The sequence below is a fragment of the Mediterraneibacter agrestimuris genome (genome assembly GCF_943193195.1).
Classification (GTDB): Bacteria; Bacillota; Clostridia; order Lachnospirales; family Lachnospiraceae; genus Schaedlerella; species Schaedlerella agrestimuris.
Genome location: NZ_CALPDG010000078.1, coordinates 1 through 8,204, shown reverse-complemented (window position 1 = coordinate 8,204; position 8,204 = coordinate 1). Strand labels below are relative to the sequence as shown.

Below are 8,204 nucleotides of genomic sequence, written 5' to 3'. Positions count from 1 at the left end.
GAAAGGCACAGGGAATCCCGTGCCAATTAAAAGAAACACTATATGTTGTAGTTGCTTGAGTTAGGTTGTTAACATTGGATAACAAACCACTGCGGTAATCCGCTGTAAAACCCGCCTGCTGTAAAAAAACTTATCGGAAAAAGCAAAATCTGCATTACCGCAATCAGCGTTGCTCCAGTATTAATACACTCCTTCTGTATGCTTATCTTTATAGTCACAGCCATAATGATAAGACTTATAGTCAGGATAATCAGATTGTTTATATTCCTTCCCATAATCATGGTCAGAGTCATCGCAATCATACTGATTCCTGCAACTACACGGAACATACGCTCTTTTAAATTTATTCTAGAGTCAAAAATTAATTGATACCATTTTTCCAATGCCCCTCATCTCCTCCCATTTTTATTGTGTACCATCTAATATTTGTTTAATGGTCGCGCAGACCTCGTCGTACAGATCCAATAATTTGTGGTGATTATGCCTGATATATTCCGTATCCTCCCTTTTTCCAGACTGCTCCAGAAGTTTTGCACGTTTTGCAAGCCGTTCTGCACCAATCGTCAATGACGTACTCTTTAAAGCATGAACTTTAACCGCATAATCTGCCCAGTTCTCAGCCTCATATAGTGAAACAATTTCTGCTTTCTTCTCTGCTGCCTGAGAGCAAAACATACTCAGCATTTCCATATAAAAATCATCTTCTCCGCAGCAATATTCCAGTCCAAGTGACACATTAATGCCAATTCTGGTCAAAAGTTTATAATGAGAATTAGCATCTCCCGCCCTATCTGCTATGTATTTTTCCGGGACTTCCTGCACTGCTGTATCTTTTTTCGACACATGCTTTACAGAATCTGCCTTATTCAGACTTTCTCTCTCTGGTACAGCTTTTACGGATTCTGCTTTATTCTGGCTGGCTTTCTCCTGCTCAGCTTTTATGGATTCTGCTTTATTCTGACTAACTTTCTCCAGTAAAGCTTTTACAGAGTCCTCTTTATTCTGGCTGGTTTTCCCCGGCTCAGCTTTTGCGGATTCTGCTTTGTTTCCATTTATATCTTCAGTTTTATATTTTTCCTGTGCTTTTTTTCTCAAAGAGTTCTTTTTCACCCGATTTTTTATAGGCATTTTCTTCTTTGATTCAAAATTCTGGACTGTATCTTCTTCCAAAGAGTATTCTTCTGGCAGCTTTCCTTTTATGTTTTCTGGCAAATCTTCAGACAGAACAGGCATCTTATCATACTCTATCTGACCTCCCGGCAGTACCTTGCGCAGCACACGTTCCAGAACTGTCCGTTCAATCGGTTTCGGAATAAATTCTGTAAAACCTTCATGCTTAAACATTTCCCTTGCACCGCTGATAGTATTTGCAGTCAGCGCCACCACAGGAATATCCTGATATACTCCATTATTTATCTCACGGATTTGTTTTAATGTTTCTATTCCATCAAAGCCCGGCATCATATGATCCAGAAAAACGATATCATAAGTTGTAGATGTACAGCGTTCTACCGCCTCCATGCCGTTAAGGCAAGTATCCACCTGAATCCCGTAACTACCTAAAACGCCCTTGGCTACCCTCAGATTCATCTCCTCATCATCAACTGCCAGAGCCCTGACATTGTCACATAAAAACGGCTTGCGTCCTGCAGCCTGCGCCTCGCCGAATCCATTTTCTTTCGCCTCGCCATTGAGTAAATTCACAATAGAAAGAATAAAGAACGGTTTGTGAATAATCATCAGCCTGCTGTTCCTGTTCAGCATAAAATCTCTTTCTGCAATAACAATAACCTTGAGAGTTTTTGCCAATTCCTCATAATATACCTGATTTTCCAGATATTCCGCCTGAGCGATAAACACATGGGTCAGATTATGATTGTTCTGTATTTTTAACAACCCTTCAAAATTATGAACCTGATAACCTTCAATACCGAGTCCCTCTACCATGTGCAGAATCATATGGTCATAATAACTTCTTACCTCGTCACAGCTGTATTTCTCCGGATGAAAATAGCAAACAATACAAAACTGCTTTGGATCATTCAGTACAATCACCGGCGAATCATCCTCCACTCCCTGAGGAATAGTAATGTGGACCTGTAATCCCTGCTGTTCATTACTCTCAAAATGTACAAATCCACCCATGGCTTGAAGCAGTCCCCGGGCAATGGGAATCCCCAGTCCCAGACCTCCGGCAAAGCGGCTGCTTCCAGAATCCGCTTGGTAAAAATCATCACACACCTGCGTAATCTGATCATCCGTCATACCGATTCCCGTATCACAAATATCAATAATCAGATTAGCTCCGTAACTTTCCCGCCGAAAATCAACATAGACATAAATCCCGCCTTCTTCGGTAAACTTAATAGAGTTCTCCAAGATAATTTTTAGCACATGGGAAATTTTTTCTGCATCTCCCAGCAAAACTGCCGGTACTCCGGGTGCAAGATCAAATACCATCTCAAGCTTATGCTTACTGCCCTGCATGGAGGTCAAAGTAATAATATCATTGAATATTGACGTAATGATATAAGGTTCTTTTGCCGGAATCAATGTCCCCTCTACGATTTCCGTGTAATCAAGCATATTATTAATCTGACTGGATAAACGCTTGCCCGCCAGTTTAATTGATTCAATATCTGTCCGTACCTCTGTTGAAATATCCCTTTCCAGGATAACCTCACTAATTCCAAGCACCATATTAATAGGTGTCCTGAGTTCATGGGAAACATTTGACAAAAACTCTGCATTCTGTTTTCCAGATTTTTCTAATTGGATAAGTGTCTGGTCATATTTCATCCTAGATATTATTCTGTGTTTGATCCGGTAAATAGCAATAGCCATCGCCCCTACTACTATCGAATTGCCAACTCCAAGGCGTATCATATCCTGTGGGTTCATATCACCTGTAATCGTATGCAAAAGGAAAACATGGTATAGTAATACAAGCAAATGCAAAAACCCTATCATATACAATAGCCGCTTTTTATCAAACATTGAAAAAACAAAAATTAACATACAGGCAAATGCAGGTATGTCAAAAAGTATAGCTTCATGCACCCCGAAAAAGAAAAATCCAACCATTAACAATCCGGCACATAAATTTTCATAAAATATTCCTGAACCAGTTCTTGTAATATGAAGTACCCACACAAGGGTATTTCCAATTAAAATAACCGGAACCATCCAAGGCTCCCACTCCATCGCTAATGTCAGCATAATCAGCATGATACCAACGAGAGTAACGATACTGGCCAGAAGTAAATGTATACTAGTCTGTCCTTTTGTTCTCATTTTTCCTCAAACCCCATTGCAACCCGCTTCAACAATTCACCAGGGAAAAATGGCTTTTTCAGATAATTCACTGCACCCAGTCTGATGGCTGCCTTTACATCATCCTCGTATCCTGAAGCCGTCAAGAAAATAACCGGAATTTCCACTTTTAATTTCTTAATCTCCTTAAAAGTTTCCAATCCATCCATCACCGGCATCGCAATATCCAGAAGGATCAGATCTATTTTTTCATTCTTAATCTTATCCAGAGCTTCCTTTCCTGATTCTGCAAGAAGTATATTATAATAGTGCTGCAGTATCATCTGTGCTCTTTTCAAATTCATTGCATCATCATCCACTACCAATATGCTTTTTTTCATCATTACAACCTCCCAGATTATGTTCTTAAGATTTCCTCAATTCTCACAAAATTATTTTAAAACAATATAACAATAAAATCAAGCCTAACTCCACAAAGAGGCTTCTAACCAAAATTATTCTGTTGCTGTCATCACTTCATTGGCTGGACACCTTGCAGCACAGTGCAAGGTGCCGTGTGAACAGTAGCATTATTCTTCTTTGACTACTGTAATTCACAAATTCAGCTCCCTCACCCTTTTGGAGGTTCTCTCAATTTCAAAACTCCATCAACCAATATCCTTACATCATCAAGAATATAATCAAAAGCTCCTGCCTGAAACATATTAATAAGAACCATTCCAAGAGGCACTGCCAGTATCATACCGATTACGCTTCCCAAACGGTAGCCTACATAGAGAAGCAGCAGCGTAACAAGCGGGTTCATGCCCACACTGTCTGCCACCAGCTTCGGCTGAAGCAGCTGTCTGACAATTTGGGTCACAGCATACAATATAATCAGGATAATTGCCATTTTATAATCACCCATCAAAAACTTATACAGTCCCCACGGTATCATTGCAGTTCCGGTTCCAAAAAATGGTAGAAAATCCAAAAACGAAATTAAAAATGCCACAAGTACATAATACCGCACTCCCAAAACAGCCAGCCCAATCAGCAAAATCAAAAAAACAACTCCCATAATTTTGAACTGTGCCTTAAAATAACCTCCAACCGCATACCGCAGATTATCCATAACAAGTGTCATTCGTTTTTCAACAGATTCTGGAGCAACACGTTTCATCCAATTCAGCACCTCTTCTCTTTGAGATGTAAAAAAATATGCCGATAAGACTGCCACAATCACAGAAACCAGATAGAATGGCACCCGCTTAGCAAAATTTCCTGCTGCCGTTACTGCCGGATCACTGATTTTTGTAACTAATTCTGTCACATATTCATCCAAATTTGCCACAAAAGAATTCCACCCACTCTGAATTCCTTCCGGAAGTCTTTGAAACAAACCTGACATTGTTCCTCCAATCTGACGCAGACCACTCTCAAGCTGCTCATACATATCCGGGATATTCTTCACCAAATCTCCAACCTCAATAATGATTCTGGATACCGCAAAGTAAATTCCTGTCACAATCAGCCCGATAACCAGAATAACAATCAATGCAGATCCTAGTTTTTTTACAATATTAAATTGTTTCTCCAGCCAGTTCACAAGTGGCGCCGCAATAGCAGAAATAATCCATCCGATAACAAACGGCATTAAAAAGAAAATCGCTCTTACTCCTAAATAGATAAATGCTGCGGTTGCCAATATACTGCATACCAGACTCACCGCCACCTGCCAGTATGGACGTATATTCTCCATAAATTACACCTCAATTTGATTTTTACAATAGTTCAGTTTCTACCAGTTCCCAGATATCATCCCGTCCCTGTTTACTTACGGAAGAAAATGGGATTACCTTGGTTCCCGGAACAAGATTCAAACCTTCTTTTACCATTTTAACATGCTTCTGTACCTGACTACGTTTCAGCTTGTCCAGCTTAGTCGCAATGATAATCGGATGGAATCCCTGCTCAACAATCCATTCATACATCATTTTGTCATTTGCAGAAGGATCATGGCGGATATCAATTAAGAGAAATACTGCCTTTAGCTGTACCGAACCATGCAGATATCTCTCAATCAGTCTGCCCCACTGTGCCTTTTCTTTTTCAGATACCTTTGCATATCCATATCCCGGCAGATCCACCAGATACATCTCTTCATTAATATTATAGAAATTAATTGTCTGTGTTTTCCCTGGCGTAGCAGAAATTCTGGCATAAGATTTACGGTTCATCAGGGCATTGATCAATGAAGACTTTCCCACGTTAGACTTTCCGGCAAACGCAATTTCCGGAAGTTCATTTTCCGGCAATTTGCTTGTAATTCCACAGACAGTCTCCAGATTTACATTTTTAATTATCATATATTCTCTCCCATATTACATTGCTTTATTTAAATTTTCAAAATATCCCCTCATCATCACTTCACAAATGCATGTTTCAATACTTCTTCCATGCTCTCCACCGGTATGATTTCCAATCCTTTTGTAATTTCTGACGAAAGATCATCCACATCTGCCTGGTTCTTTACCGGAATAAGTACTGTCTGAATCCCTGCATTTTTTGCCGCCAGCAGTTTTTCTTTCACTCCGCCGATTGGAAGGACTCTTCCCCGAAGCGTCACTTCACCAGTCATTGCCAGATTTGCACGCACCTTACATTTTATGATTACAGACAAAATTGCCGTCGCCATAGTAATGCCTGCAGACGGACCGTCCTTCGGCACTGCGCCTTCCGGAATATGTACATGAATATCATGTTTTTCAAAGAAATCCTTATCAATCCCATATTGCTTTCCAACAGAACGGATATAGCTGATTCCGGTCTGCGCAGATTCTTTCATTACATCTCCCATCTGTCCGGTCAGCGTCAATTCACCGCTTCCCGGCATAACGTTGACTTCAATCTGCAGCGTATCACCACCTACGCTCGTCCATGCAAGACCACGGACAATCCCTATTTCATCGTCCTCATTTGCCATCTCGTAAGAAAATTTCTCTCTTCCCAAATATTTTTCCAGATTTTTTTCTGTAATGGACACTTTTTTCTTCTCAGTTGTGAGAATCTCTTTTGCCGTCTTTCGGCAGACATTGCCAATTTTTCGCTCCAACTGGCGCACTCCTGCCTCTTTTGTATAATTACGTGTCATCTTCCAGACTGATGCTTTGCTAAAACTCAGCATTTCCGAAGTCAATCCGTTCTTTTCAAGCTGTTTCGGAATCAGATGTTCCATGGCGATATGCATTTTTTCATTTTCTGTGTAGCTGCTGATTTCAATCACTTCCATACGATCTAGCAAAGGTCTCGGAATGGTCTGCACCGTATTTGCTGTTGTTATAAACAATACTTCTGAAAGATCCAGCGGCACTTCCAGATAATGATCACGGAACGTGCAGTTCTGCTCAGCGTCCAGCACTTCCAACAACGCAGAAAATGTATCGCCTTTATAGTCTTGACTGACTTTATCAATCTCATCCAGTAAAATTAAAGGATTTTTCACTCCTGCCCGGCGTACTGCATTAGCAATTCGTCCTGGCATAGCTCCAACATAGGTCTTCCTGTGTCCCCGTATCTCAGCTTCATCCCGGATCCCTCCGAGTGAAATACGTACATAAGGCTTCTTCAGCGCCTTTGCCAGAGATCTTGCAATTGATGTTTTGCCAGTTCCCGGAGGTCCTACGAGACAGAGAATCGGACTGTCTCCTTTTTTTGTGAGAGAACGTACTGCGAGAAATTCCAACACCCGTTCTTTCACTTCTTCTAAACCATAATGATCCTCTTCCAAAATCTGCTCTGCATATGCCAGGTCATGGTTGTCTTCCACACTGTTTTCCCACGGCATTTCCAGAAGTGTCTCAATATAGGTTCGGATGACGCCGCTCTCTGACGGAGAATTCATAGAACTCTTAAATCTCTTGATCTCTTTTTTCAGTTTTTCTTTCACTTCAGAAGGTGCATTTAGTTCCTTGACCTTCGTGTCAAATTCCTCTGCATCGCTGACTGTATCATCATCCCCCAATTCTTCCCTGATGAGCTTCATTTCTTCCCGTAAAATATATTCCCGTTGATGTTTGTCTACTCGTTCTTTCACTTTCATACGGATATCATTTTTGATATCAATTATTTGCACTTCATTGACTAATTTGAATGTCAGTAATTCATACCGTTTCCAGAAATTAAGCTCTCCTAAAAGCTCCTGCTGCTCTGTATAATAAAGCGGCATTACAGCAGCAACCTCATCCACCAATTTTTTCAAACTTTGAATCTCCAGAATCTGTGCCGCCTGATCCTTTTGGATTTTCCCATTCTTAGATGCATAATCCACAAACATATCTTTCAGACCGCGCAGCATAGCCTCTGCATTTATCCTCTCCGGAATCACAAATCCTGATTCCTCCGCTTCTTCAACTTCCACACGTAGATATCTTTCCTCTGATTCTATGCGTTTCAATATAGCCCTGCCTTCTCCGATCACCATAATACGCATAATCTGCTTCGGTAGTTTTACAATCTGACGGATAGTAGCAATCGTTCCGACTTCATATATATCTTCCTGCCCCGGTTCCTCTATATCAATCGACTTCTGTGCCGATAAAAATATCTTCTGTTCCTCTTTCATCGCCTCTTGTATAGCTTCGATGGACTTTCTACGGCTAATATCAAAATGAACTGCCATCTCTGGCATAACCACCATGCCCCGAAGTGCTACCATAGGAAGTATTCTCGTTCTATTTTCCATATTTTCCCTTTCTTACTAGTTCTTTTTCCCGGTCCTAAAATATTTCTGACCATCAGCATTTTAATTATACTCTCTTATGCTAAAGATTACCAGAGCATATCTTGACACTTTAAAGCTGAATTGTTATCAAAACGTTACTGTTCACAGTCGAAATGCGCATAAACTGCGCATTTACGACCTAATACAGCGAAGTTTACAAGCATTTGTG

General features: G+C 40.6%; 6 protein-coding genes. All 6 read right to left on the bottom strand.

Annotated elements, in window-relative coordinates:
• Positions 1 to 68 precede the first annotated feature (68 nt).
• The 6 genes from NFS18_RS18560 to lon all read right to left on the bottom strand — a co-directional run bounded on the left by NFS18_RS18560 (position 69) and on the right by lon (position 7,996).
• The gene (locus NFS18_RS18560) at positions 69 to 383 is read right to left on the bottom strand and encodes a hypothetical protein (protein ID WP_251392966.1); all 315 of its coding nucleotides are present in this window, start codon (positions 381 to 383) and stop codon (positions 69 to 71) included.
• 22 nt (positions 384 to 405) lie between these two features.
• On the bottom strand, positions 406 to 3,294 hold the full coding sequence (locus tag NFS18_RS18555) for a response regulator (protein WP_251392964.1): 2,889 nt from the start codon (positions 3,292 to 3,294) through the stop codon (positions 406 to 408).
• Positions 3,291 to 3,656 (bottom strand): response regulator, encoded by a 366-nt coding sequence (locus NFS18_RS18550; RefSeq protein WP_251392962.1) that lies wholly within the window; start codon positions 3,654 to 3,656, stop codon positions 3,291 to 3,293. Before NFS18_RS18550 ends, NFS18_RS18555 begins: the two co-directional genes overlap by 4 nt.
• A gap of 227 nt (positions 3,657 to 3,883) precedes the next feature.
• Positions 3,884 to 5,014, bottom strand: a complete 1,131-nt coding sequence (ytvI, locus tag NFS18_RS18545; RefSeq protein WP_251392960.1) for a sporulation integral membrane protein YtvI — start codon at positions 5,012 to 5,014, stop codon at positions 3,884 to 3,886.
• A gap of 22 nt (positions 5,015 to 5,036) precedes the next feature.
• Positions 5,037 to 5,621 carry a ribosome biogenesis GTP-binding protein YihA/YsxC gene (yihA, locus tag NFS18_RS18540; RefSeq protein ID WP_251392957.1) on the bottom strand — a complete coding sequence of 195 codons (585 nt, stop codon included), beginning with the start codon at positions 5,619 to 5,621 and terminating at the stop codon, positions 5,037 to 5,039.
• 56 nt (positions 5,622 to 5,677) lie between these two features.
• Complete coding sequence (gene lon, locus NFS18_RS18535; protein ID WP_251392948.1) at positions 5,678 to 7,996, bottom strand: endopeptidase La; 2,319 nt, start codon at positions 7,994 to 7,996, stop codon at positions 5,678 to 5,680.
• Between the last annotated feature and the right edge of the window lie 208 nt (positions 7,997 to 8,204).

Excerpts from the sequence above, each read along its gene's own strand:
- NFS18_RS18555 (WP_251392964.1), bottom strand. The coding sequence starts at position 3,294 with ATGAGAACAAAAGGACAGACTAGTATACATTTACTTCTGGCCAGTATC.
- NFS18_RS18550 (WP_251392962.1), bottom strand. The coding sequence starts at position 3,656 with ATGATGAAAAAAAGCATATTGGTAGTGGATGATGATGCAATGAATTTG.
- ytvI (WP_251392960.1), bottom strand. The coding sequence starts at position 5,014 with ATGGAGAATATACGTCCATACTGGCAGGTGGCGGTGAGTCTGGTATGC.
- yihA (WP_251392957.1), bottom strand. The coding sequence starts at position 5,621 with ATGATAATTAAAAATGTAAATCTGGAGACTGTCTGTGGAATTACAAGC.
- lon (WP_251392948.1), bottom strand. The coding sequence starts at position 7,996 with ATGGAAAATAGAACGAGAATACTTCCTATGGTAGCACTTCGGGGCATG.